The sequence below is a fragment of the Rhodococcus sp. OAS809 genome (assembly GCF_040546695.1).
Taxonomy (GTDB): Bacteria; Actinomycetota; Actinomycetes; order Mycobacteriales; family Mycobacteriaceae; genus Rhodococcus_F; species Rhodococcus_F qingshengii.
In genome coordinates this window covers 4,341,497-4,364,655 of sequence record NZ_JBEPOI010000002.1, presented here as the reverse complement: position 1 = coordinate 4,364,655, position 23,159 = coordinate 4,341,497, and the positions used below count along the sequence as shown (strand labels likewise).

Annotated in this window: 21 protein-coding genes and 2 pseudogenes; 20 read left to right on the top strand and 3 right to left on the bottom strand. The window is 61.9% G+C overall.

The window, feature by feature from the left end:
• Window positions 1-54: 54 nt before the first annotated feature.
• Both ABIE52_RS23230 and ABIE52_RS23225 read right to left on the bottom strand, forming a co-directional pair.
• Window positions 55-735: a TetR/AcrR family transcriptional regulator gene (locus ABIE52_RS23230; protein WP_007735574.1), complete on the bottom strand. Its 681-nt coding sequence runs from the start codon at window positions 733-735 to the stop codon at window positions 55-57.
• The gene (locus ABIE52_RS23225) at window positions 722-2,368 is read right to left on the bottom strand and encodes a class I adenylate-forming enzyme family protein (protein ID WP_354541543.1); all 1,647 of its coding nucleotides are present in this window, start codon (window positions 2,366-2,368) and stop codon (window positions 722-724) included. Before ABIE52_RS23225 ends, ABIE52_RS23230 begins: the two co-directional genes overlap by 14 nt.
• Window positions 2,369-2,521: 153 nt before the next feature.
• On the opposite strand from ABIE52_RS23225, the gene ABIE52_RS23220 reads away from it, so the two are divergent.
• The 9 genes from ABIE52_RS23220 (at window position 2,522) to ABIE52_RS23180 (ending at window position 10,191) form a co-directional block, all read left to right on the top strand.
• The gene (locus ABIE52_RS23220; protein ID WP_168798817.1) at window positions 2,522-4,471 is read left to right on the top strand and encodes a flavin-containing monooxygenase; all 1,950 of its coding nucleotides are present in this window, start codon (window positions 2,522-2,524) and stop codon (window positions 4,469-4,471) included.
• Window positions 4,472-4,473: 2 nt separating this feature from the next.
• Window positions 4,474-5,664, top strand: coding sequence for a CaiB/BaiF CoA transferase family protein (locus tag ABIE52_RS23215; RefSeq protein WP_042922113.1), 1,191 nt, complete (start codon window positions 4,474-4,476; stop codon window positions 5,662-5,664).
• Between the two features lie 40 nt (window positions 5,665-5,704).
• Window positions 5,705-6,358, top strand: coding sequence for a TetR/AcrR family transcriptional regulator (locus tag ABIE52_RS23210; RefSeq protein WP_042922070.1), 654 nt, complete (start codon window positions 5,705-5,707; stop codon window positions 6,356-6,358).
• A 78-nt stretch (window positions 6,359-6,436) separates the two neighbouring features.
• Window positions 6,437-7,342, top strand: coding sequence for a metal-dependent hydrolase (locus tag ABIE52_RS23205; protein WP_136471083.1), 906 nt, complete (start codon window positions 6,437-6,439; stop codon window positions 7,340-7,342).
• Entirely contained in the window at window positions 7,339-8,475 is a 1,137-nt protein-coding gene (locus ABIE52_RS23200; protein WP_064113714.1) for a PDR/VanB family oxidoreductase, read from the top strand. The genes ABIE52_RS23205 and ABIE52_RS23200 overlap by 4 nt, the downstream gene beginning before the upstream one ends.
• Window positions 8,476-8,519: 44 nt before the next feature.
• Window positions 8,520-8,912 carry a limonene-1,2-epoxide hydrolase family protein gene (locus ABIE52_RS23195; RefSeq protein ID WP_230544128.1) on the top strand — a complete coding sequence of 131 codons (393 nt, stop codon included), beginning with the start codon at window positions 8,520-8,522 and terminating at the stop codon, window positions 8,910-8,912.
• A gap of 191 nt (window positions 8,913-9,103) precedes the next feature.
• Entirely contained in the window at window positions 9,104-9,283 is a 180-nt protein-coding gene (locus ABIE52_RS23190; protein WP_054188352.1) for a hypothetical protein, read from the top strand.
• Window positions 9,284-9,337: 54 nt separating this feature from the next.
• Window positions 9,338-9,625 carry a hypothetical protein gene (locus ABIE52_RS23185; RefSeq protein WP_192712679.1) on the top strand — a complete coding sequence of 96 codons (288 nt, stop codon included), beginning with the start codon at window positions 9,338-9,340 and terminating at the stop codon, window positions 9,623-9,625.
• A 38-nt stretch (window positions 9,626-9,663) separates the two neighbouring features.
• Window positions 9,664-10,191: an AAA family ATPase gene (locus ABIE52_RS23180; RefSeq protein WP_007735561.1), complete on the top strand. Its 528-nt coding sequence runs from the start codon at window positions 9,664-9,666 to the stop codon at window positions 10,189-10,191.
• Between the two features lie 1,934 nt (window positions 10,192-12,125).
• Here the strand turns inward: ABIE52_RS23180 and ABIE52_RS23175 are convergent.
• Complete coding sequence (locus ABIE52_RS23175) at window positions 12,126-12,422, bottom strand: putative quinol monooxygenase (RefSeq protein WP_054826696.1); 297 nt, start codon at window positions 12,420-12,422, stop codon at window positions 12,126-12,128.
• 350 nt (window positions 12,423-12,772) lie between these two features.
• Between ABIE52_RS23175 and ABIE52_RS23170 the strand changes: the two genes are divergently transcribed.
• The 11 genes and pseudogenes from ABIE52_RS23170 (at window position 12,773) to ABIE52_RS23120 (ending at window position 23,146) form a co-directional block, all read left to right on the top strand.
• Window positions 12,773-13,912: a glutathione-independent formaldehyde dehydrogenase gene (locus ABIE52_RS23170; protein ID WP_030537139.1), complete on the top strand. Its 1,140-nt coding sequence runs from the start codon at window positions 12,773-12,775 to the stop codon at window positions 13,910-13,912.
• Between the two features lie 85 nt (window positions 13,913-13,997).
• Window positions 13,998-14,129, top strand: a pseudogene (locus ABIE52_RS23165) (DJ-1/PfpI family protein); the annotation flags it as partial.
• Window positions 14,126-14,539, top strand: a complete 414-nt coding sequence (locus ABIE52_RS23160; protein ID WP_007735555.1) for a GlcG/HbpS family heme-binding protein — start codon at window positions 14,126-14,128, stop codon at window positions 14,537-14,539. The pseudogene ABIE52_RS23165 and the gene ABIE52_RS23160, both read left to right, overlap by 4 nt.
• A gap of 1,072 nt (window positions 14,540-15,611) precedes the next feature.
• Window positions 15,612-17,487, top strand: a pseudogene (dnaK, locus tag ABIE52_RS23155) (molecular chaperone DnaK).
• Window positions 17,488-17,495: 8 nt separating this feature from the next.
• A complete protein-coding gene (locus ABIE52_RS23150; protein ID WP_064113709.1) occupies window positions 17,496-18,020 on the top strand; it encodes a nucleotide exchange factor GrpE in 525 nt (174 codons plus the stop codon).
• Between the two features lie 6 nt (window positions 18,021-18,026).
• Window positions 18,027-18,932 (top strand): DnaJ C-terminal domain-containing protein, encoded by a 906-nt coding sequence (locus ABIE52_RS23145; protein WP_064113708.1) that lies wholly within the window; start codon window positions 18,027-18,029, stop codon window positions 18,930-18,932.
• Window positions 18,929-19,258 (top strand): chaperone modulator CbpM, encoded by a 330-nt coding sequence (locus ABIE52_RS23140; protein ID WP_020971358.1) that lies wholly within the window; start codon window positions 18,929-18,931, stop codon window positions 19,256-19,258. The genes ABIE52_RS23145 and ABIE52_RS23140 overlap by 4 nt, the downstream gene beginning before the upstream one ends.
• Window positions 19,240-21,873 (top strand): ATP-dependent chaperone ClpB, encoded by a 2,634-nt coding sequence (gene clpB, locus ABIE52_RS23135; protein ID WP_020971359.1) that lies wholly within the window; start codon window positions 19,240-19,242, stop codon window positions 21,871-21,873. Before ABIE52_RS23140 ends, clpB begins: the two co-directional genes overlap by 19 nt.
• Before the next feature lie 16 nt (window positions 21,874-21,889).
• Window positions 21,890-22,342 carry a thioredoxin gene (gene trxA / locus ABIE52_RS23130; RefSeq protein ID WP_007735549.1) on the top strand — a complete coding sequence of 151 codons (453 nt, stop codon included), beginning with the start codon at window positions 21,890-21,892 and terminating at the stop codon, window positions 22,340-22,342.
• Window positions 22,339-22,605 carry a UBP-type zinc finger domain-containing protein gene (locus ABIE52_RS23125; RefSeq protein ID WP_007735548.1) on the top strand — a complete coding sequence of 89 codons (267 nt, stop codon included), beginning with the start codon at window positions 22,339-22,341 and terminating at the stop codon, window positions 22,603-22,605. The genes trxA and ABIE52_RS23125 overlap by 4 nt, the downstream gene beginning before the upstream one ends.
• Window positions 22,583-23,146, top strand: a complete 564-nt coding sequence (locus tag ABIE52_RS23120; RefSeq protein WP_354541542.1) for a Crp/Fnr family transcriptional regulator — start codon at window positions 22,583-22,585, stop codon at window positions 23,144-23,146. Before ABIE52_RS23125 ends, ABIE52_RS23120 begins: the two co-directional genes overlap by 23 nt.
• The last annotated feature ends 13 nt before the right edge of the window (window positions 23,147-23,159 follow it).

The following is a 23,159-nucleotide window of genomic DNA, read 5'->3' as shown; positions in this document are numbered from 1 at the left end:
CTCCACGTCGGGTGGAGGGGGATCACCTGTTTTCGGGCTGAACGGGCGTAACCGTCAGCTGGGCGTACCGCCGTTACCACTCTGCGTTCCGGGACGGTGACGGAGAATTCCGACGACGATGTAATCCACGTAGGTTGCCACCAGCGCCTCGATATCGTGGTCGTCTCGAAGCCACCAGCTCACGCCATTCATGAGGTCGAGCACCGCAACAGCCGCACGCTGTGGGTCGGCGATCTCGAACTCTCCGGCGCGGACCCCGGCAGCAATCACATCGCGCACACGCCTCTGGTAGTACTTGCGGTACTCGAGCACCCTCATACGGTGTTCGTCGGTAAGCGCCGAGATCTCTCGTAGGCTTACCAGATGCTCGACCCTGTTCATCGCCAAATACCGCAGATGAACATCGATCAGCGAGGTGAGTCGCTCGACCGGAGTTCCAGTCTCGTCGAGGACAAGTAGATGCTCCTCGACCGGGTCCCGGGTCATCTTGAGCGCGATCGCGTAGAGGATCTCCTCTTTCGAGGTGAAGTGGTTGTAGAGGCTCGCGCCCTTGATTCCCACCGAATCTGCGATGCCACGCATGCCTGCCGAGTGGTAGCCCTGATCAGCGAAGTATTCGGCCGCCGCGGCCAGTATGTCGTCACGTCTGCTTGGAAGCCCTTCAAGCCGTGGTCGACCGGATCCGGGTGTCGCGCTGCTGGCAGGATCGATGTTCAGCGTTTCAGTCCTTTGCATACAGGCGGCGTAGTTCTCTCTTGAGCAGCTTCCCCTGAGGGTCCGTGGGCAGCTCATCCACAATCTTGATCGCCTTTGGAACCTTATAGCCTGCGAGCACGGTCTTGCAGTGGTCTCGCAACTCCTGGCCGGTGAGGTCGCTGCCGTCTATGACGATGACGAAGCCTGTGACCGCCTCGGACCAGTATTCGTCCGGAAGTCCCACGACGGCGGCGCGCGACACCTCGGGGTGGGCTTGTAGTACGCGCTCGACCTCCTGCGAGGACACGTTGTAGCCGCCCGTCTTGATCATGTCCTTGCTGCGATCGAGGAAGAACATGTTGCCCTCCGAATCGCGACGTACGATGTCGCCGGTGTGGACCCAACCACCGTCGAGGACAGCGGCGGTCTTCTCGGGATCCTTGTAGTAACCCAGCATCACCGACGGCGTGCGACAGAGGAGTTCACCTCGCTCTGCTTCATTTCCGTCGGCATCGACCACCTTGACCTCGAGATGGCCTACAGGCTTGCCGATCCAGGTCGGATCCTGATCGGGAATGTCCTCGAGTCGCTTGAACCAGCCGACGGAGCCCAACTGCGTCAACTCGGACTGACCCCAGTAGGTGCCCCACACCGATGCGGGCGCCGCGTGGTGCCATGCGTCCACCGTTCGCGGCGAGACCTGACCTCCATAGGTCAGGCAGCGCTGGATGGTCCCGACAGTCTCAGGACCGAAGTCAGGATGATCTGCGAGCGAGATGAAGAACGTCGGGGTTTGAGCCAGGACGGTGATCTGCTCCGCTTTGATCATGTGCAAAGCGTCGGCAGGCGCGAGGCTGGCCGGGAGCACGAGCGTCGCTCCCAATAGCAGGAGCGAGGTCAGGGAGCCGATTCCGGCAATGGTGTGGAATGGCATGACGTAGAGCCAGACGTCATCGTCCAGGCATCGCAGTCCCCACGTGTACGCAGGTGCGGTGGAGACCAGGTAGTTGCGATGCGGCAGCATGACGCCCTTCGGAGCCGCCTCGGTTCCACTGGTGTACACGATCATTGCGAGATCGTGCTCGTCGACATCGCAATCCGGCTCTGTCGGCGACGAGGACTCGAGGAGTTGATCGAAGCAGTGGCCGCCGAACTCGTCCGTGCTGTCGAGAACAATGATTTCGGGGCGGGTACCGAGTCCCGCCAGCGCTTCTTCCAGTACCGGCAGGAATTCCGCGGCCACGACCACAACCGCGGGCTTGAGGTGCCCGATCTGTTGAGCCACTTCGTTCGGTCCGAAAAGGACATTGATGCCGGAGTACACCGCCCCTATTTTGAGAGCACCGTAGTAGGCGACGATCGACTCCACGCGATTGCGGGCCATCACGGCGACCCGGTCACCGCGGGAAACACCGAGTCCGAGGAACATATGGGATGCCCGGTTGGCATCCTGATTGAGCGCACCGTAGGTGGTCACGGTGCGTCGACCACCTGGGGCATACGACACGATCGCCGGCTTCGAGTATCGACTCTGCGAGTGGCGGCGTAGCTGGTCGCCCAACGTCGCTCGCCCTAGCGGTGACGACTGGGTCGCTGTGAGGGATCGGACAAGCGGACCTGAACTCCGTCGCACATCAGTGGCATCCGATTCGACACTTGTCGACAGATCCATGGTTCCTCAACTTCCTGAATGCTTACCGCGGTTAGTATGATTTGGCTCATACTGTCATCGGCATCCACGCGAGTCAAGCAGAGTTTCCCAGCAACAATGGGAATATCGAAATCACACTTGGTTGTGTCGCTAACGGCTGTTAGCCTGCATGACATGACTATCGTCACTGACCTGGACCGTGACCACCTGCGTTCGGCGGTGTTACGGGGCAACGTTCCGACCATGCTCGCCGTGTTGCTGGAGCTGACCGCCGATGAGCGGTGGGTGGCACCCCGCTATCAACCCACGCGCAGTCGGGGCATGGATGACAACTCCACGGGAGGACTTCCGGAGGACGTTCAGTCCGAAATCCGGAGCGCGTTGATCGACGCAGTGGAACGCTGGTGGACGCTGGACGAGCCGTCCCGGCGGACGCTGGACAGCTCGGAAGTCGAGCGAATCCTCAACTTCACCTGCAGCGAGACCGTGCCGCCGGACTTCGCGCCGATGATGGCGGAGATAGTCAATGGTCCGCAGATCAAGCCTGCCACCACCAAGTGCGACGAGCGACTCCACGCCATCGTGATCGGAGCCGGCATCGCGGGGATGCTGGCCTCCGTCGAGCTCACCCGCGCTGGAATCCCTCACGTGATCCTGGAGAAGAACGACGACGTCGGCGGATCATGGTGGGAGAACCGCTATCCGGGCGCCGGAGTTGATACACCGAGCCACCTTTACTCGATCTCGTCGTTCCCTCGTAACTGGTCGACCCACTTCGGCAAGCGCGACGAGGTTCAGGGATATCTCGAGGACTTTGCGGAGGCCAACGACATCCGGCGCAATGTCCGCTTCCGCCAGGAGGTGACGCGCGCCGAGTTCGAGGAGTCGAAACAGAGTTGGCGTGTGTCCGTCCAGCGACCAGGTGAGGCGCCGGAGACCCTCGAGGCTCCCATCCTGATCAGCGCGGTCGGTCTGCTCAATCGTCCCAAGATCCCGCATCTACCGGGAATCGAGACCTTCCGTGGTCGCCTCTTCCACTCCGCCGAGTGGCCGAACGAGCTCGACGATCCCGAGTCGCTCCGCGGAAAGCGAGTGGGCATCGTCGGTACCGGAGCCAGTGCTATGCAGATCGGCCCGGCCATCGCGGATCGTGTCGGATCGCTGACGATCTTCCAGCGCTCACCACAGTGGATCGCACCGAACGACGACTACTTCACGACCATCGACGACGGCGTCCACTGGCTGATGGACAACATCCCCGGCTATCGCGAGTGGTACCGGGCGCGTCTGTCGTGGATCTTCAACGACAAGGTGTACTCGTCCCTCCAGGTCGACCCCGACTGGCCAGAGCCGAGCGCCTCGATCAATGCGACCAACCATGGTCATCGCAAGTTCTACGAACGCTATCTCCGCGATCAGCTGGGTGATCGAACAGATCTGATCGAGGCATCTCTTCCGGACTATCCGCCCTTTGGTAAGCGAATGCTGCTGGACAATGGCTGGTTCACGATGCTTCGTAAGCCCGACGTCACACTGGTGCCCCACGGAGTCGACGCCCTGACACCTTCTGGACTCGTCGACACGAACGGCGTCGAGCACCAGCTGGACGTCATTGTCATGGCGACGGGTTTCCACAGTGTGCGCGTTCTTTACCCGATGGACATCGTCGGTCGATCCGGCCGGTCCACCGGAGAAATCTGGGGCGAGCACGACGCGCGCGCCTACCTGGGAATCACAGTTCCTGACTTCCCCAATTTCTTCGTCATGACCGGACCGAACACCGGCCTGGGACATGGGGGGAGCTTCATCACGATCCTGGAATGTCAGGTCCGCTACATCATGGATGCCTTGAAGTTGATGCAATCGGAAAACCTCGGCGCGATGGAGTGCCGGGCCGAGGTCAACGATCGATACAACGAGGCCGTCGACCGACAGCACGCACAGATGGTCTGGACCCATCCGGCAATGGAGAACTGGTACCGAAACCCGGACGGTCGCGTCGTGTCGGTCCTTCCGTGGCGGATCAACGACTACTGGGCCATGACCTACCGAGTCGACCCGGCAGATTTTCGTACCGAGCCGGCACGCTCCGAGTCGGTCCCGACTCCGACCGCGCGAGGGTGATCATGCAGGACGAAGCCACCGGCGGAGTGCACGGCGGGCCGCTGTCGGGTATCCGGGTCATTGAAATGGAGGCCATAGGGCCGCTACTGCACGCCGGTCTGATGTTGGCAGATCTTGGCGCCGATGTCGTGCGCATCGTGCGCCCCATCTCGATGGGAGCAGATGACGGCATCGACGATGCGAATGCGGGGATGCTCCGAGGGCGGACCGAACTCACTGCAGATCTGACCAAGACCGAAGATCTCGCCAAGGTGCGCAGGCTGATCGGCCGAGCGGACGTCCTGATGGAGGGCTCTCGGCCCGGCACGATGGAGAAGCTCGGCCTGGGCTCCGAGATCTGCCTGCAGGACAATCCGGGGCTGATCTACGGCCGAATGAGTGGCTGGGGCCAGAAGGGACCGATGGCCCGAGAAGCCGGGCACGACCTGAACTACCTTGCGCTTTCGGGCGCGCTCGAACAGCTCGGACCGGCTTCCGGGCCGCCGTCACCGCCGCTGAACTACGTCGGGAACTTCGGCGGCGGATCGATGTTCCTGCTCGTAGGAGTACTTGCCGCGCTGCACGAAAGAGAACGCACTGGCCGAGGCCAGGTGGTGGATACAGCGATGGTCGACGGCGCCAGTTCGTTGACTGCGCTCGTCCGATCGTGGCAGCATGCCGGCCGCTGGTCAGCCCGTCGTGGAACCAACCTCCTCGACGGATCTGCCCCGTTCTACCGCGCGTACGAGTGCGCAGACCACAGGTACATGGCGGTAGGGGCCCTCGAAGACGTGTACTACGACCGCTTCGTGTTCGGACTCGGATTGGATCCCGCCTCGTTGCCGAATCGCTGGGACCAATCGAACTGGGACGACTTGTCCGAACGCTTCGGCAGAACCTTCGCCACACACGATCGCGACGCCTGGGTCGAGGTCTTCGACGGCCTGAACGCTTGTGTCACACCCGTGCTCACACTCCACGAGGCAACACTCCACGACCATGCAATACAACGGACGGCCTTCGTCGATGCAGGAGGCTTTTCGATGCCCTCCGCCGCACCACGGCTGGACTCGTCACAGGGAGCAGCCCCACCACGGAGAAACGACGAACTGGACGCAACCGTGTCGCGATGGGAGATTGCCTCAGAGCACCACGGGGGCAATTCCACTCGACATCGGTCCACTCGCATGGCTGTTGGTCCACAGACGTGGTGAGCGAGAGAACCGATGGCGCCAGGCGGGCTACGATTTCGGTATGCGCAGGCTGGCTGGATCGTTCGATCGTGACCTCCCCGGGTTGCCGCGTGGCCGCGGCCGACTGGCTGTGGACGAGGTCCAAGACGCGCAACGCGATCGCATTCTGCGTGCGGTGATCTCGTCGACGGCGGAAAAGGGGATCGCCTCGACCACGATCGCCGATGTCGTCGGGCGTGCCAGGGTGTCTCGTCAAGCTTTCTACAAGCAGTTCGAGAGCAAAGAAGCGTGCTTGATCGCGGCGATCGACGCCGGCATCGAGGTGATCGTCTCCAACATCACCTCGACACAAAGCTCGACCGCCAATTTATCTCTACACGAACAGCTTTCGGCTGTCATCGAGAAGTATCTCGAGACGTGTTCGTCCGAACCGGAGTTCGTGCGAGCCTGGGTGGTGGACCTACCTGTGGCCGGCCCGGCCGGGGTGGCGAAGCGCAACGAGTACGTGGAACTGCTCGCCGATGCATTGCTCGTCGGCTACTCGTCCAAGTCTTCAGAAGCCCCGGGGCGTGAAGTGTTTCTCGCGGCGATCGGCGGTTGCAACGAGTTGTTCTACCGCCAGGTGGTTGACGGGTCGAATTCGTACATGAATCTTCACGCCCCGATCATGTCCTTCCTTGAACGGGTACTGGATCTCTCGCCCGACCCTTCGTAGTCCGGTGTTGACAAGCCAAGGGTAGATCGCCATGCTCATTCATAAGTACGCAGCAGTACTTATGAATGAGGAGTGGTCATGCGAATTACGAGTGGACTGACACAGAGTCCGATCGCACCGCCCGGCCGGGTAGCGATCCGTCCGCGGCGAGTCGATTTCGACTGGGAGAAAGCGCCTTTGGTGTGGTTGCCGAACGAGCCGATCGCCTCATACCTCCTCAGCTCGATGAACCTCGTCATCCCGGAGGGCGAACGGATGATGATCCAGGCCTTCGAGCAGGCCCTCCCGGACGTGCACGACGAGAAGCTTCGCGAGGACATGCTCGGTTTCATGGGTCAAGAACTGCTGCACGCAGAGGCGCATGACGAGATCATGAATCAGGTGTTCACACGGCACGGGATCGACCCGGCCCCGTTCAACCGCCAGATGCAGTATTTCTTCCGTAGAACTTTGGGCGTCGGTGACGACCCCGATCCGCGGGCCGTCCGGCAGCGTCTGATCGAGCGTCTCGGGATTTGCGCGTCTTCGGAGCATATGTTCGCGTTCGTGGGCGACTGGGCGTTGAACGCGGACTTGGAGAAATTCGGCGCGGATCCGCAGATGCTTGACCTCTATCGGTGGCATGGGGCCGAAGAGGTCGAGCATCGTGCCGTGGCACACGAGGTCGCCACGTACTTCGGAGTCGGCTACTTTCGCCGCTGTATCTCCATGATCATCACGTGGCCAATCTTTTTGGGGTGGTTGCTCCGTGCTGCGATGTATCTGAGTCGCAACGACCCCAACACGCCGAACATCGGTTATCCACGATTGCTACTGGAATTCGTCCGCGCCGGACGCCGCGGACTGGTGCCTGGTGTATCGAAATGGTTCTGGAGCGGTGTGTCGACGTTCGTGCCGGGATTTCACCCCGACAGTGTGGGGTCCACCGCCCAGGCCCTCGCCTACGTCGCGCAATCGCCAGCGGCCAAGCGGGTCAACACATGACACCCAACGCGCCCGAACTCACACAGCGGTGGCCGGCCCCCCGCGAGATCCCGGTCGACCTACGTCGCGGCAAGCGCCGCGACTCGATTCTGCGCATTCTGGATGTCCTGGTCTCCACGCAGGTCAAGTTGGCGGTCTTGATTCATCGCGACGAGCCACCGGAAAACCGGATCGACAAGTACAAGACAACGCTCACGGTGTCGGAGCGCACGACGGTGGCCACCGACAACGACGTGGTCAGTCTCGAACTGCGAGCACCTGACGGCAGCGACCTCGAACGGTGGTATCCCGGGGCACACCTCGACCTGTACCTGCCCTCGGGACGGATACGTCAGTACTCGCTGTGCGGCGATCCCGCCGATCGACGCTGCTACCGGATCGCGGTACGCCGGATTCCTGATGGTGGCGGCGGATCGAACGAGGTGCACGACGAGTTGCCAGTCGGTACCGTCGTCGGCGTTCGCGGTCCACGCAACGCATTCGGGTTCGTCGAACCCGGGCGAATCGAGCGCGCGAAGCGCGTTCACTTCGTGGCGGGTGGCATCGGCATCACACCGATACTGCCGATGGTCCGCGAGGCGGAGCGCATGGGCCTGGATTGGTCGCTGATGTACGTCGGTCGCGAGCGCCGCACACTACCGTTCCTCGAGGAATTGTCGCCGTTTGGTGATCGGGTCACCATCCGCACCGACGACGAATACGGCCTACCCGCAGCGAATGATCTTCTCCCGCCGAATGTCCGCAGCGGCGACGCGATCTACTGTTGCGGTCCGGTCCCGATGCTGGACCTGATCACAGCTAGTGTGCGCAACGAGCCCGGTGTGGAAGTGCACGCCGAACGCTTCTCCGCCGCACCGGTCGTCGATGGACGACCCTTCCGCATCCAACTGGCTCGCACCGGTCAGGTCATCGATGTCGCCGCCGACCAGACCGCACTGGACGCGGTGCTGCGTGTGAACCCGAAAGCCCCCTATTCATGTCGTCAGGGCTTCTGCGGCACCTGCATGGTCCGCGTCAGCGACGGCGACGTCGATCATCGTGACAATTCGTTGAGCCCAGCCGAGCGCGCCGCCGGCAAGATGCTCCTGTGCGTTTCGCGGAGCAATAGTCCCTGCCTGACGGTCACCACATGAATCCACCGATGAGAAAACACAATTCCCGACGACCGGAGTACCTGTTGAACGACGATCAACTGACATCGCGGGTGGTGGACCTGCTGATCGCACTGGAAGAAATGGACGCCGATGCCGTGCGCGCACTCGTCGATCCCGACATCGAATGGCGCAATACCGGCCTGCCCAGCGTGCGTGGAAGCAAACGCGTCGAACTGGCGCTCACGATCGTCTCTCGCCTGATCACCAGGTACGAGGTCGTGGAAGTGCTCACGATGACCACCGACCACAACACCGTGTCCTCCCGGCGACGAGAGATCATCCGCATCGGATGGTTTGCCATGCACCTCGACGTAGACGGCCACTACACATTCGCAAACGGCCTGCTTCGCATTTGGGACGACCGCTTCTCCTACCGCCGACTGCTCCGCGGATTGCGATTCGGCCCAACCACCTGAAGTAGCGACGTTTTGTGTCGCATTTTGCCGGGGAGTCCTCACCAGATGCTGAAATCTCCCCCTGCAGCTTCTCGACTGCATCCTCGGTTCAGGAGTTCGGCCGCTGGTGCGGAGAACTCTCGCCGAGTCTACGTTCGCGCATGTGACCAGCTCGTTGTTCCTTTGGACTGCAACGGGATTGGATACCGCTGATGGATGCTCGACAATTGTTCGCTCTCGGTGCACACGACACCGGGATGTTGTCGCTGGCCTTGCAGCTGACCCCGCTGTGTCTCGGCGCCGAGGATGCGGAGCAGTACGTCTTTGTTCGCGCCGCCAATGCCACCGCGGTCCTCAGCCTTGCTCTGCTGTCCGCCGCGTTTGTCTTCTAGCCGCCGGCTGGATGACTTTCCGGGCGCAACATGTTCACGAATAATGGAGTTTCGGTGAATCCATCCATAAACCACTACCGCCGGCGATCGGTGGAATCGATCCTCCTCGGGGGAGCCCTTGCAGCACTGCTGCTCTCGGGATGCACGATCAGTTCAGCAGATCCCACTACCGAGGGCAGGCAGTCGTCGAAGATGCCCACCGACTCCGAGCAGATCACCACCGTGATCCGATCTCACCTCGATACCCTCAGTACGACTCGACCGAGGTGCAACGAGAATTGTCGACGGGTCGGGGCATCCAGGGGTCGGTATCGAGCCGGCGGTCGACGGGTGCTCAACTGACGAGTAGTTCCGCAACTTTCTTCGAGAGGGCCCCACTAATGCGTATTGGAGTATCCGGCCCGCACGGGACCGGCAAGAGCACGCTGGTCGACGAGTTGTGTGGCCGCCTCGCGGGACACATTCGGGTCGATGAACCGTATTTCGTGCTCGAAGAGGAGGGGCGCGAGTTCGAGTTTCCACCCTCGGCTGATGATTACCGTGCGCAGCTTCGTCGTTCACTGCGATTGCTGACTACACCTTCTTCTGGTGTTGTATTCGATCGCACGCCGCTCGACTTCCTGGCGTACTTGTCGGCGTGTGGTGTCGATCCGGAGGCAGAAGTCGAGGCAGCGATTGTGAGGTCCGCGCTGTGTACTCTCGACGTGCTGGTTGTGGTGCCGATTACCGTCGAAACAGTGCAGAAGTTGCCTGCGGTGGGGATGCCGGAGCTGCAGCGCGCGGTGAACGACGCGTTGCTGGATTTGGTGTACGCCGATCCGATGCAGGTGTGTGACTCCCTGGTAGTTGTCGAGCTTGACGGCCCACTCCGTGGTCGGGTCGACACGGTTCTCTCGGCTTTGCAGTGACACCGGAATCGTCGAGCTGGGTCCGTTCGAAAGATGCTGGCACTGAGTGTTACTCGTGATGATCGACCTGGCGAAACTTCGATTTGTGGGCTGGCCGGTCTCTAAAATGGCAAGGGATGTACGTCTTCTCGGGTGAGCTGGTGCTGCCGCCCCTTCAGTTTGCCGCCCCGCAGAGCGCTGCTCACCAACGCGCGTTCCCGGGCTCACTCTCTGGCGGAGGGTATCGAAAACAGGCATCTCGTGGCTCAGAGTGAATTCCGAGAGCCGGTTGTCCTGGCAATTTTCGCGAAACCGAGGAAACGGAGTCCAGCGTGACAGTCGCCGCGTACCCATCCTTTCTATTGCGATTCTCGCTACGGTCGCACTTGTCGTGGCCGGATGATCGTCGGGCTCCGAGACTGATTCGACAAACACCGTAACCGCTCGGCAGCCGCTCAACATCGACATAATCGCTGGTGCTCGCCCCGGATCCCACCATGACCGATCCTTGTCCCACCTTCAGGCGATGGCGGCTGTAGATTCCGATCTATTTGTCAGATCAACCTGCGACTTTCGAAAAACTACGCGACAGTTGGCGCTGAAATTCCGGGCAAAGATGGCCTTTTCGACAGCTGAGAACAATCCACCAGCAGTCGGTCAACACTGCCCCTCTCCCTGGACTCGACGGGATGAAACCGTTAGCAACGGAGCTACGAACGAGGCACGGGGCGTCAGGATTCACCAGGGTGTCGAGGACCGGGAGTGACTGCCGATGGAAACTGTCGACTAGGTTCGAACCTTTCCAGCACCAGGCACCGACCCGACAGGTGACCTATCGCCATGGTTCTGCGGCAACAGGTGTGGCCGCGACTTCCCACGAGCATTCCGAGCGCTCCAAGGGGCACCCACCACCCCTTACATACTTTGCCAGCGGAGATCGTCCATGTCGTTTCCAACCTCAGCCGTCGTTGATGCCAACAAACACCTACTGGCGCTTTGCAACAACGGCAACATGATATGGTCGGCAACCAACAAAACCGCACACAACGAGATCGCATCAAACGGCGAACAGCTAACGACTGCAACAATATTCAGTCCACGGCAATCCGGGCTCACACCGATCCGACGCCAACCACACGGGGACGCGGCATCACCGCTTTTCAATCCTGAAACAGTCACCCGAAAACCACCCCTCACTCAGGGTGTCGGTTTGTCCAACAAGAACACGGACAAACCGCGGCAGGTCGAACTCATCGGTTTCGCCGCCGGGATGATGACGTACTCGATCGACCGCCCGTGTAGTGGGGAGTCTTCACCTTCCCGATCGGAATCGGGCTTGCAGTCAGTACCTATGGATGGCGCTGGGAGGAAAGCGATTCCGGGCCGTCGGTATCGCAGCGACTGCAGAAATTTTCGCCGTCAACCGCATCCGGGACCTCAACGAGGGCCAAGACACCGCCGAACTGACCGTCCGTATCAGCGGCCCGGGTTTGGACACGTTCGACGCTGACTGCGAGGCACCCAAAGGTAACGTGCTACCCCAGGTCGGTGACCGGCGCACGGTGATGGTGAATCCATCCGACCTCACCTTTGCCATCGTCTATGACCATCTTTCCAACAGGACTAGCACCAATCGTCCTTGCTCGATGATCCGTGGTGCTCCACTAAGCCCTCCTCCAAGAACAAGGAGTCCTACTTCACTCCAGGAAGGTCACCTCAAACTCGAAACACTTTGCAATGAAACGAGTTTGAAATGCTCTTCCTACACGGGTAGCGAGTTGGCTCGACTGAGTCCCTGCTCGTGATCTACCGATACCTGGGCGGAAGCGAGCGACGGACAGTACGCCACAGCCGCGCACGCCGGCAAAGCTACCGTGATTCGGGTATGGCTGTGGCACAACTGTATTCACAACCGAATGTGACCGCCATCGACAAGACATTTTCCAGTCGGTTGTTCAGACTTTTTCAGCGAGAATGTCGAGGTAGCTGATTTCGGGCGGCGCAGCGAAGAGTTCGTCGGCGCGTTCGCCGAGGGCCTTGCCGACCGGACCATTGAGATGTGTCTCGCGGGCAGCTTGGTCCGGGAATGCGTCGATGATGCCGAACGACGAGGGCCCGAACCGCACCGCGAACCAGGGTTTCGTGCCGGGCTCCTGCTCGACGAGCGGCAGTGCAGATCGGAGGAATTCCTCGACCGCTTCTTCCTTGCCGGGCTTCGCTTCAAGTCGGACCAGCAGCGCCTTGGTGGCCATATCGGATCTCCTCTTCGAGGTGGTGAACACTGTCAAGCATCACACCATCCATCGGTTAATGGAAGGTACCCAAACCCACCGTTCGAGGAAACCGATCCCAACCCCCTAGCGATCGTGGAGCCGAAGGAGGAGACTCCATGGTGAGGGAATGCGATACCTGGATGCAGCCGCAGTTGCGTCGATGGCAGGAAAAATGTTGGTGCGCCGACATTTTGGTGCGGTCTTCACTTCTGCGCGCCGTGGACCTTCCCCGAACAGCACGATTCATTCGGTCGGTCGCTCACGCGTGGACGCCTGCGGCCGACGAGATCAACCGGAAAGCCGCAGCTACAAGACAAGGGAGTGCCGCGATGAAAGCGCTTGTATACGACGGGCCTCGAGAGGTCCACGTCAAGGACGTGCCCGATGCGCGGATCGAGAATCCGACAGATGTGCTGGTGAAGATCACGAGCACCAACATCTGCGGGTCGGATCTACACATGTACGAAGGCCGCACCGATCTGGAGCCCGGAATGGTCCTCGGTCACGAAAACTTGGGCATCGTCGCCGAAGTCGGCAATGCAGTGGTCAAAGTATCGCCAGGGGATCGAGTGTGCTTGCCGTTCAACATCGGCTGCGGCTTCTGCCGAAACTGCGAGGAAGGGTTGACCGCATTCTGCCTGACGGTGCACCCCGATCCGACGATGGCCGGCGCTGCATTCGGTTTCGCGGGGATGGGCCCGTTCTGGGGCGGACAGGCGGAATATCTGCGAGTGCCGTTCGGCGACTTCAACTGTCTGCGACTGCCCGAGGATGCCCAGGACAAGGAAACCGACTACGTGATGCTGTCGGACATCTTTCCCACCGGATGGCATTGCACCCGCCTGGCCGACATGCAACCCGGCGATTCGATGGTGGTCTACGGCGCTGGCCCAGTCGGTTTGATGGCCGCGTATTCGGCGATGATCCAGGGAGCGAGCAAGGTGATGATCGTCGACCGCCACCCCGACCGGCTACGCCTGGCCGAAGAGATCGGCGTCGTCCCCATCGACGACTCGAAGGGCGACCCCGTCGAGCAGGTCCTCGAGCAAACCAACGGGAAAGGCGCAGACAAGGGGTGCGAGTGCGTCGGCTATCAGGCACACGACCCGCAAGGCCACGAGGACGCCGCCATGACGATGAACCGGCTCGTGGATTCGGTGCGCTTCACCGGCCACATCGGGGTGGTCGGCATCTTCCTTCCCCAGGACCAGAACGGCCCCGACGAACTCGAGCGCAACGGCAAGATCGCCTTCGACATGGGCAAATTCTGGTTCAAGGGCCAGAAGATCGGCACCGGACAAGCGAACGTCAAACACTACAACCGGCAACTGCGCGACCTCATCCACGAAGACCGGGCAAAGCCCTCCTGGATCATCTCCCACGAACTCCCGCTCGCCGAAGCCGAATCCGGCTACCAGCACTTCGACGCTCGCGACGACGGCTGGACCAAAGTCGTCCTGCATCCCTGACACGGCCAGAACCGAGAGGAGCACAACGATGCCAATGCCACTGCAGGGCAAGCAGATAGCGATACCGACTGCCGACGGGGCCGGAGGAGTAGAAGTCGTAGACGAACAGGTCGCGATCGACGGGAACCTGATCTCGAGCCGCTCGCCCGACGACCTTCCTGCGTTCCGTCAGGCCATCGTCGAGCAGTTCGCGAAGCTCGGGGCAGGTGCGTCATGACCGTGAACCAGACCTCGGTGTCCCTCGACGATGCGCAGCGGGTCATCGCCGCAGGACAGGCCAAAGCCACCGAGATCGAGTCGCCGTCGAACATTGCGGTGGTCGATGCCGGCGGCAACCTCGTGGCTCACGTGCGAATGGACGGTGCCTGGATCGCCAGCATCGACATCTCGATCAACAAGGCGTTCACCGCGCGGGCATTAGACGTCTCGACCGAGGACCTCGCGGCCAACGCGGGCCCGGGCGAGCAGTTCTACGGGATACACGCCTCCAACGGCGGACACATCATGATCTTCACAGGCGGTGTGCCTCTGCGGCACAACGGCCAGGTCGTGGGCGCTGTCGGCGTCAGCGGCGGCACCGGGGAGCAGGACAAGACCGTCGCCGAGGCGGCCGTGGCGGCGCTGTGAGCTCTGTTTCATCCGCGCGTCAGGTGAATTGACGCCGGCCAAGCCCGCTCGGCGAAACCGAATCCGGCGACCAGCGTTTCGACGCTCACGACGACGGTTGGACCAAAGTCGTACTGCATCCCTGAGGCGGCTCCGAGCCGAGACGAACACAACCACGGCCAGACCTAGCACACCTGCGCCACCACGGGGGCGAGAGCAAACCGACCCCTCGATCGAAATCCTGCCAAAGGATGTAGCACAGGAATAGACGAGAACCACGTAAGTCCCGTAGTGACAGTGACCGAAACATGTTGAATTGCAATAGCTCCCGCCTGAGCGGTCTGTTGACCAGCCACAGAACGGGACGTTGAACCGTGCAGCACGCGGGTGTGCGCCACCTACTCGCAACCAATTGGAACCGACCAGTAGTGGCTCATTACCTTTCTGTCACAAGGAGATTCGATAGAACTACAATGAATCTCGTCCGGGTTCAACGGAGCTGCTGTTCACTGACTGTGACGATCTTTCGCAAAGGGAGTTCTCCTTTTGCATGCGCCGCGGTAGTGTGGACGTACCGCAGTAGCGGCCGACACTCGAGTTTTCGTGTCGAAGCCGATACTCGGAGTTTCATGCGATGGCCGCTTCGATCGGGTTCCGGCGGACATCTTCGATCAAGGGCAGGTGTGGTCGCCACTGCCCCGTTGCGCCCCGCCCATCAGGCGAATGTTGTTGACGCCCTTTAGGTGGACGAAAAGACTCATCATGGCTGGGTGGTTCGTGAGCTCAACCGGTTGACCGGCGGTCGGGCCCTGTCAGTACACACAGGCCCGGCGAACCCCACAACATCAACGCTGAGGGGCGTGATGTCAAAGCACAGTGGCGGAAACCCTTACCCTCGGCCGCTCTCGAGCCTCACGCCCGCCATCCACGGATTGGTGTCGGGCGCCGTTATCGGCGCCCTGCTCGGTCTCCGTGACTTCACCCAATCCACTCGCCAAAACCAGGGAACTACGAAGTCCTTGCCGACATCGAGCGAAGTTGCGGGCGGAATCGCACTTGCTCAACGGCCGGGCCGATCGAAAGGAATTGAGTCATGACAACTGCTGTAGGCATCGACTTGGGCACAACCAACTCGGTCATCGCAAGCTGGCAAGGCGGCGAGCCGGTGGTGATCTCCAATGTGGAGGGAGCACGGACGACGCCTTCGGTGGTGGCGTTCACCGAGAACGGTGAGCGTCTGGTGGGCCAGCTTGCCCGACGGCAGGCGATCTTGAATCCGAAGGGCACGATCTACTCGGCGAAACGCTTCATCGGACGTCACTACGACGAGATCTCCGAGGAAGCCAAAGCGGTCAGCTTCGACGTCGTAGCGGGTGACAACGGTGAGGCCCGCTTCGACGTGCGCGGCAAGAAATACGCACCAGAGGAGATCAGCGCTCTCGTGCTGCGCAAGCTCGTCGACGACGCGAGCAAGTTCCTCGGTGAGAAGGTGAAGGAAGCGGTCATCACTGTTCCTGCCTACTTCAACGACGCGCAACGAAACGCCACCAAGGACGCCGGCCGTATCGCAGGCCTCGAGGTTTTGCGGATTATCAACGAACCGACCGCTGCGGCACTCGCGTACGGCATGGACAAACAGACCCACGAAACCGTACTGGTCTTCGACCCTCGGCGGCGGAACCTTCGATGTGAGCCTGCTGGACGTCGGAGAGGGGGTAGTCGAGGTTCGTTCCACGGCCGGCGACTCCCACTTGGGCGGCGACGACTTCGATCGACGCGTGGTGGACTACCTCGCCGACGAATTCCAGCGCGCGGAGAACATCGATCTGCGTAAGGATGCGCAGGCGTTGCAACGACTGTTCGAAGCCGCGGAGAAGGCAAAGGTTGAGCTGTCCTCGGTGACCCAGGCCCAGGTAAACCTGCCTTTCGTTACCGCTGACGCGAATGGTCCCAAACATCTCACCACTACGATCATGCGATCGAAGTTCGATGATTTGACTGCCGATCTGGTGGAACGGTGCCTCGGCCCGGTGAAGCAGGCCATGAGTGACGCCAAGGTCGCCGCCAACGACATCGACGAAGTGATACTGGTCGGCGGTTCGACACGTATCCCGGCTGTACAGGCGCTGGTTCGCCGGCTGACCGGCGGCAAGGACCCCCACATGGGCGTCAACCCGGACGAGGTCGTTGCCCTCGGAGCCGCAGTCCAGGCAGGCGTGCTCAAAGGCGAGGTTTCCGATGTGTTGTTACTCGATGTCACCCCACTGTCCCTCGGCGTCGAGACGCAGGGCGGGGTGATGACGAAGATCATCGAGCGGAACACGACGATCCCGGCACGGCGCAGCGAAGTGTTCTCCACGGCGGAAGACAATCAGTCCGCCGTAGACGTCGTGGTGTTGCAGGGCGAACGCGAACGTGCGGCCGACAACCGGGTGCTGGGCCGGTTCCGGCTGGAAGACATCCGCCCCGCGCCACGTGGCGAGGCCCAGGTGGAAGTCATTTTCGACATCGACGCCAACGGCATCCTGAACGTCACCGCTCGCGACAAGGATACCGGCAAGGAACAGAGCATCACGATCAGTGAACAGGGCAACCTGGATCAGGGTGAGGTCGAGCGCATGTTGGCGGAGGCCGAACGGAACCGGGGTGAGGACGAGGCGCTGCGCAAGGCGGTCGACGCGCGCAACGGGCTCGATTCGGTTGCGTATCAAGTGGAGCGGCGACTCGCCGAACTCGGTGACAGTGCCCCGCCCCATGAGAAGGCGCGGGCCGAGATGCTGGTTGCCGACGCCCGAAAGGCCGTGCAGGACGGCGCTTCACCCGCGGAGGTTCAGCCACTCACCTCGGAGCTGCAACAGCTGCTCTACGGACTTGTGCCGGACCAGTCGGACGACGGGCAAGCAGGCGGCGCTGATGCTGCGTCGTCGGATGACGGCGACGTGATCGACGCCGAATTCGATCGAAGCTGAGGCGCACGATGGAAATGTCTGCAGATCATTCGACGACTGAGCCGACTGACAACAGCGCCGACACGGATCAAAGCAAGACCGAGTCCGATCGCGCCGAGACGGCAGACGAGCTGTCTCAACTCGAGGACCGTTGGCGCAGGGCCGTCGCAGATCTGGACAACCTGCGCAAGCGATACGCCAAAGATCTGGACCGTGAACGCGCCGCGGAAGTAGCGAAGGTTTCGGCGGCGTGGCTGCCGATACTGGACAACTTGGAGCTTGCGCTTGCACACGCAGGCAGCGATCCGCAGGCCGTCGTCGAAGGTGTGAAGGCGATCCGGGACCAGGCGGTACAGGTGCTCTCACGACTCGGCTTCGAGCGCCACGACGAGGCCGGTGTGCCGTTCTCCCCGGAACTCCACGAAGTGGTCAGTGTGGTAACCCGACCCGACCTTCCGTCCGGGACCGTGGTCGAGGTCTTGCGCCCGGGTTATGGAGAGGACGGGCGACAGTTGCGGCCCGCCGCGGTGGTCGTCAGCCGCCCAGAGGGGTGAGCACCGATGGCCCGTGACTACTACGAAGTACTCGGCGTACCGAAGGGCGCCGGCACCGACGAAATTCAGCAGGCGTACCGCAAGCTGGCCCGCAAGTACCACCCCGATGTGAACAAGGATCCCACTGCGGAGGACAGGTTCAAGGAGGTCAACGAGGCCTATCAGGTGTTGTCCGACCCGGACACCCGGAAACGCTATGACCGATTCGGTGACGACTTCCGGCATGTACCCGAGGATTACGACGAACGGGTGCGGGCAAACGCCGCCGGGTACGGCGGTGGCGGGAGACGGGTGCACTTCGGCCACGGTGTCGGTGGTGAGGGTGCCGTCGACTTCGAAGACCTCTTCGGGCAGATGTTCGGCGGAGGCGGTGGGTTCGGACCGATTCCCGGCGCCGATCAGGAGGCCGAACTGGAACTGGCTCTGGAAGAGGCCTATCAGGGCGGAAAACGCATTCTCAGACTGGACGGACGGCAGTATGACGTCGACATTCCAGCCGGCGTCCTGGACGGCCAGCGAATCCGGTTGGCCGGGCAAGGAGGCCGAGGCAACGGTGACGCGCCGCCTGGGGATCTGTACCTCGTGGTGCGGATCAAACCGCATTCACGGTTCCGCGTGCAGGGTCGGGACATCTACGTCGATCTTCCCGTATCGCCATGGGAGGCGGTTCTCGGGTCGACAGTCGTCGTTCCCACACCGGGCGGAGAGGCGAAAGTCAAAGTGGTGCCTGGCTCTTCGACTGGTAGGAAGCTGCGCCTGCGCGGAGAGGGAATGCCGAATCCGCGCGGTGCCAACGGCAACCTCTACGCCGAAATCAAGGTGATGGTTCCGTCGAAACCGACAGCACGTGAACGCGAACTGTTCGAGCAGTTGGGCGCCGAATCGAACTTCAATCCGAGGAAAGAGACATGAGCACCTCAACGCCGATCACTCAGTACGTATTGGTTCGCCGTACCGGATTGTCGCCGGACGCCTTCGCCGAACGTACTGGCCTGCACCCGGATCTGGCACGAAAACTCGTGGCTCTCGGACTGCTCGACGCCCACCGCTACGCCGGCGGAGAGATGTCGTTCGACCCATCCGAAGTGACCCACGCCGCACGCATCCAACGACTGCGGACGGGTCTGGGTCTCAACTACTCGGCAATCGGGCTCGTGCTCGATCTGCTGGATCGAATCGAAAGGCTCGAAACAGCGGCCCGCAGAAGGAGGACATCCTCATGGACACCGGCAGCTTGACCGAAAAGTCACGAGAAGCCTTGCAGGAAGCCCAGAATGTTGCGACCAGAATGGGCCACACCGAAGTCGACGGAGAGCACCTGCTGCTCGCATTGGTCGATCAGCAGGATGGGCTGGTGCCCCGACTGCTCGAACAGGCCGGCGCGAATGTCGAAGCACTTCGATCCGATCTGGATCGTGAACTGTCGCGTAGGCCGAAGGTCAGCGGCCCCGGCGTGACCCCCGGTCAGGTGATGATCACCCAGCGTCTGGCCAAGCTGCTCGATGCCGCAGAGCGGGAGGCGAAGAGACTCAAGGATTCCTACGTGTCGGTGGAGCATCTTGTGATGGCCCTTTCCGAGGAAGGATCGGCCAGCGCGGCCGGGCGGGTCCTCGCCAGTCACGGGGTCACACGGGACGCCTTCCTCACAGCGCTGACGAAGGTGCGCGGCAATCAGCGTGTCACGTCGGCAACCCCGGAGGGGGCGTACGAGGCATTGGAGAAGTACGGGCGCGACCTCGTCTCCGAGGGGCGGGCAGGCAAACTCGATCCGGTCATCGGCCGGGATGCCGAGATACGCAGGGTAACTCAGATCTTGAGCCGGAAAACGAAGAACAACCCGGTGCTGATCGGCGACCCCGGTGTTGGTAAGACTGCGATTGTCGAGGGTCTCGCCCAGCGGATCGTCCGCGGCGACGTGCCCGAGGGCCTACGCGACAAGACGATCTTCTCGCTCGACATGGGTTCTCTGGTGGCCGGTGCGAAGTACCGCGGCGAGTTCGAGGAGCGACTGCAGGCCGTGCTGTCCGAGGTGAAGGCTGCCGAGGGGCGCATCCTGTTGTTCGTCGACGAGTTGCATACCGTGGTCGGAGCGGGCTCGGTCGGCGGCGAGGGGTCTCTCGATGCCGGCAACATGCTCAAACCGATGCTCGCACGCGGCGAACTGCACATGATCGGTGCCACCACTCTCGACGAGTATCGCAAGCACATCGAATCCGATGCGGCACTGGAGCGTCGATTCCAGACCGTTCTCGTCGACGAGCCCAGTGCCGAGGATGCGATCTCGATTCTGCGCGGACTTCGAGAACGCCTCGAGGTGTTCCATGGCGTGAAAATTCAAGACGGTGCATTGGTGGCCGCCGTGACCCTCTCGCACCGGTATATCACCGACCGCTTCCTTCCGGACAAGGCGATCGATCTCGTAGACGAGGCATGCGCTCGGCTCCGCACCGAAATCGATTCGATGCCTGCCGAACTCGACGAGCTCACCCGGAAGGTGACCCGTCTGGAGATCGAAGAGGCCGCACTGTCCAAGGAAACGGACGCGGCCAGCAAAGCGCGCCTCGAAGAATTGCGCAAGGAGCTGGCCGACCTGCGGGCCGAGGCAGACGCCCGGCACGCTCAATGGGAGGCGGAGCGGCAGGCGATCCGGCGGGTGCAAGAACTGCGAGGAGATTTGGAACGGTTGCGCGTCGAGGCCGAGGCCGCCGAACGCAACTACGACCTCAATCGGGCAGCCGAGTTGCGATACGGCGAGATCACCGAGCTCGAACGCCGGCTCGAGGCGGCGGAGGAGCAACTGGCCACCAGACAAGGCCGAAATCCGTTGCTGCGTGAAGTGGTCACCGAAGACGAGATCGCAGAGATCGTGGCCGCATGGACGGGTATCCCGGTCGCCCGGCTGCAAGAAGGTGAGCGGGAGAAGTTGTTGAAGCTCGACGAGATCCTGCACGAGCGGGTCGTCGGTCAGGACGAGGCGGTGCAACTGGTCGCGGACGCTGTGATCCGGGCGAGGTCCGGTATCCGTGATCCTCGTCGACCGATCGGTTCGTTCATTTTCCTGGGCCCGACGGGCGTCGGAAAGACCGAGCTTGCAAAGACATTGGCCAGCGCCCTATTCGACAGTGAAGACAACATGGTGCGCCTCGATATGAGCGAGTACCAGGAACGGCACACGGTGAGTCGGCTCATCGGTGCACCTCCCGGATACGTCGGGTACGACGAAGGTGGCCAGCTCACCGAGGCGGTGCGGCGTAAGCCGTACTCCGTGGTGCTCTTCGACGAGATCGAGAAGGCCCACGCCGACGTCTTCAATACCCTGCTGCAGGTGCTCGACGACGGCCGGATCACCGATTCTCAAGGGAGGCAAGTCGATTTCCGGAACACGGTGATCATCATGACCTCCAACATCGGATCCCAGCATCTCCTCGACGGGGTCACAGCCGACGGCGAAATCAAGCCGGACGCCAGGGAACGGGTGATGGCAGAACTGCGCGGGCATTTCCGCCCCGAATTCCTCAACCGGGTCGACGACATCGTGCTGTTCTCCCCACTCACCCTGCCCCAGATCGAGTACATAGTGGAACTGCAACTCACCGACCTTCGAAACAGGTTGTCGGAGAGACAGATACACCTGGAAATCACGCCGGAGGCACGCCGACTGATCGCCGAACACGGGTTCGACCCTGTCTACGGTGCGCGGCCGCTGCGCCGATACATCGCACACGAGGTCGAAACCAAGATCGGCCGTGCACTGTTGCGCGGCGAGATCAAACCGGACGGCACCATCAGCGTCACGGTGGACGGCGGCGAGCTTGCCGTCGCGTATGCCGAACCCGCCTTCGCGGCGGCCTGAGAAGAGGTAACTGGTCATGGGATCCGAAAAGGTGAAGTGCCCGAACTGCGGCAAGACCAACAACATCCCGGCAGCAGGGGAAGGAAAACCTCGCTGCGGCAACTGCCACGAGCCGCTGCCCTGGATCGCCGCGGCGGGAGACGGTGACTTCGCGGAGATCGTCGAAAAATCCTCGGTGCCTGTGCTCGTGGATCTGTGGGCGACGTGGTGCGGCCCGTGTCGCATGGTCAGCCCCGCGCTCGAGCAGCTCGCCAGAGAACACGCCGGCCAGATCAAGCTGGTCAAGGTCGACGTCGATGCTGCACCCCGGACGGCTGAACGATTCACCGTCCGCGCCGTGCCGACTCTGCTGGTGATGGACCGGGGTGAGGTTCTCGCTCGCCAGTCGGGCGCAGCTCCGGTCCCCCAGCTGCGCACGTGGCTCGATCAGGCGCTCTCGGAAAATGCCGGCGAGGAGGCGAAGTCATGAGTCCTGTCCATGCGGACCCACATGTAACCGCGATCCGGGCCGTGGTGCCCCGTACCCCGCAGGGCTGCGAGGAATGTCTTCGCCTCGGCACCCCGTGGGTGCATCTGAGGCTGTGCCTGACGTGCGGACACGTCGGTTGCTGCGACTCTTCGCCGGGCAGGCACGCGAGTGCTCACGCTCACGCCATCGGGCATCCGATCGTCCAGTCGATGGAGCCCGGCGAGGATTGGCGGTGGTGTTATGTCGACCAGAACTTCGTCTGAGGGCGCCTCACCCATCGGGTACAGCCCGCCGGTCGACGACGAGACCCCGGACGAGGAGGGCGCCTTCCCGCGGCTGACGGACGACCAGGTCGCGAAGCTCGAGGTCGGTGGCTCGCGTCGACCGGTTCACGCCGGCGAGGTGCTGATCCGAGAAGGCGCGCCTGACAACGATTTCGTCGTCGTCCTTTCCGGAAAGATCGCAGTCGTCGACGAAGGCGACGCGGACGGCGAGCGCCGGATACTGCGCGTGCACGGTCCTGGGCGTTTCCTGGGCGAGCTCGGACTCCTGGAAGGTCAGGTGGCGTTCTTCACCGCCGAAGCGATCGAGGACGGCGAGATACTCGTCGTCCCGGCCGAGCAGGTACGCGAGCTGATTGCCCACGATCCCGTGCTCAGCGATTTGATCCTGCGCGCCTACCTTGTGCGTCGGCACTTGCTGATCGGGCTCGGCTCCGGATTCCGGATCATCGGCTCCTGCTTCTCCCCGGATACGTTGCGACTTCGTGAGTTCGCGATGCGAAACCGTCTGCCCCACAAGTGATTCGACTTGGAAC